The sequence below is a fragment of the Bacteroides sp. NSJ-39 genome, from assembly GCF_014287315.1.
Taxonomy (GTDB): Bacteria; Bacteroidota; Bacteroidia; order Bacteroidales; family Bacteroidaceae; genus Bacteroides; species Bacteroides finegoldii.
On record NZ_JACOOB010000051.1, the window covers coordinates 1 to 2,723 of the forward strand.

Sequence of the window (2,723 nt, forward strand, 5' to 3'; positions counted from 1 at the left end):
ACCTCGTGGTCGCAAATTCCGCCGCCGTTCTGTTTCAACATCCAGACGCAATCCATCTGTGAGGGATAGACGCTCTTGATACCCCGGCTTGCCAGCCCTTTCAGGTTGAGGTCGGGAAAAGTCTGGTGCGAGCCGTCATACTTCGGGCGCACGAAACAGTTGAACTTGCGGTTATACATCGTCACAAGCCGCTCCTTGAACTGCGGCGACTGCTCTTCCAGCCATTCGGAAAAACCGTTTCGTATCTCGTCAATCTTGGCGTTGGCGAGCTGTATTCCCTCGCTGTCGCGCACCTTGATGTCGTTGCCATGCTCGTCCTTGCCGATGGACTTCATCATGTCAGGGCAGGTGTTGTGCAGGGCGTGTTTCAGGAGGTGCATACCGTCATAGTTCCGGTAATACCCCTTCACCAGAAACTCGTCCGTGATTTTCATGGTGCGGTAGCCGCACGCCACCGAAAACTCGTCCATGCTTGCGGAATAGGCGATTTTCACCTCCGTGTCGAACAGCCGGCTCATGTAGGCGGCATAGACACCCGTCGGAATCCATCGTTCCCCGAAATTGAAGTCCAGATCCTCGAAGGCGATGCGCGGCGGTTCGGCTTCTTTCAGAGCTTCCAACGCCTGCTTCACCTCCGGCATACGCTCATTTTCGGGATTGTCGCCCATCCAAGCCTCTATGCGTTCCGCCTTCTCTATCACGTTCCCGGCAATGAAGCGGTCTTTGATCTCGTAACCGGTCACGAGCGGATTATAATAGATGCGCCCTTGCAGGGCTGTGAGCAATTCCTCCGCCGTGCTGTCGGTTATCGTTCTCATATAGTCAATATCGACAGTGCCGAACTTGTTGAGCGACGCGGACAGGGCTTCTTCGGGTGTGCCTACGTTGGCATGGCTCTCCACCGCGAAGGAAACAGGATGCTCGAAGATGTCCGCCTTGACGAACTTTCCGTTCTCCACCCGTTCCAGCGAAAGGATGTCGCGCCCGCCCGCATCCATCATCACTAACTTCACGTTCTGCTTGGCGTTGAGGTTGCCGTAGCGCATGACAAACTCATCGTAACAGGTATTCAGATGCTCTCGCCACGGAACATTTGCCTCGCGCCGGAGCGATTCATAACGATACAGACGCTCGTAGGCGTCACGCAGTGACACATACAACAACGCCTTTTCCTTCTGGTATCCTTTCAGGTTGAGCGGCTGGAATGTCGCCCCGTATGGCGTGATGTCTTTCAGGTAGCCGATGTTATGACGCCCCCGGTCAGCCACCAGCGACCCTTCGCGCAGGTGCATCTCCGGCGTGCGGTGGTAGGCACGCGGAGAAAGGTCCACGATTTCCTCCTTCGGCTTTTCCGCTTCGATGTCGGGGAAAAGGGAGGTTGCCACCGCTTCCGATGGGGTATCTGTAACGGCAGGTGCTGCGACTGCCTCCGGCTGTGTTTCCTCCTGTCGAGGTTGCTCACGGGGCGTTTCCGACATAGCTTTCACTTCCGTCTTTTCCGCCGCCGCTTGTTTCTCGTTATGCTGTCTCGCCAGCTCCCGAAGTTCTTTCCTGCGTTCCGGTGTCAAACCCATCATCATTTCATAGAAGCCGTTGATGGGAGGATTGGTATCCCAGTCCAACGTGGCATAGATGTCGTCCGGGTCGGCAGGCTTGGCGGTGTTCTCCGTTTTAGCCTCCTTGTTCTCTGTTACAGTCTTAGGGGTGGTAGCCGTCGGCACAGCCGTAACATTTTGTGTGACATGCACCTGTGGCTTGGGTAGAACGCGCCTTGCCGGGCTTTCCTTTTTCGCCTCCTTTTTCTTTTTGGCGGTTTTCGGTTGTTGGCTGACTTCTTCCGTCATCCCCCAGAGGTCGAGCAAGGATAGCTGCACACCGTCAAAATATTTCGGACGTGGCTCTATCTCCGGCTTTTCCTCTGTGGGTTGCGGTTTCTCCGTCGGAGTTTCCACCGCCTGCATCGAAGATGTTGTTTCCATCTTTATGGCAGTACGCTCCACCTCCTTTTGAACGGTAACTTTTTCTTCCGTTCCCGACTGCCGGATTGAACCCGAATACAGACGCATGGCGAGCCTGTAATGGAAATCCTCGTCGAGCATACGGTGCAAATCCCCGGCGATGCCTGCTGCCTTGCCCTCGTGCAGATAGACCATAGCGGGCTTCCCGTATGGGTCGGTGTCAAGTTTCGACGTCGTATGCACGATGCGTTCCGGGTGGTGGATGAAATAGGCGTTGTCGGTCAGGTCGGTTTTCGTGTCCGTCTGTATTACGGTCATCAGCCGCTCGTCCTGCGACATTTCCTTCTTGCTGAGGTTCTTTTGCAGGACAATCAGGTCACTGCCCACTTCTGTCCCCGCGTTGTCCGTGAACAGGTTGTTGGGCAGGCGTATCGCGGATACCAGATCAGCCTTACTGAACAGCTCGTTACGCACGGAGGTCTTGGTGCTGTTCAATACCCCTTGCGAGGTGATGAACGCCACGATACCGCCGTCACGCACGGCATCCAGTCCTTTGAGAAAGAAATAGTTGTGGATGGCTTTCTGGGCGGAGCGTCTGCCGAATGAGTCGCTCCGCTGAAACTCAGGGTCGAACACGGTTATGTCTCCGAACGGAATGTTGGACACCGCCAAGTCGAAATAATTGTTGAACGGTCTTTCGATTTTCTCAAAACCGCAGGTGCGCGTTTTCTTGCCGGGATAGAGATGCCTCAGGATTGTACCCGT

1 protein-coding gene is annotated in these 2,723 nt (G+C 55.1%); it reads right to left on the reverse strand.

The annotated features are described in order from the left end of the window. Positions 1-2,723, reverse strand: a 2,723-nt coding sequence (locus H8S63_RS19635) for an N-6 DNA methylase (protein ID WP_186927686.1), incomplete at both ends; no start/stop codon positions are given.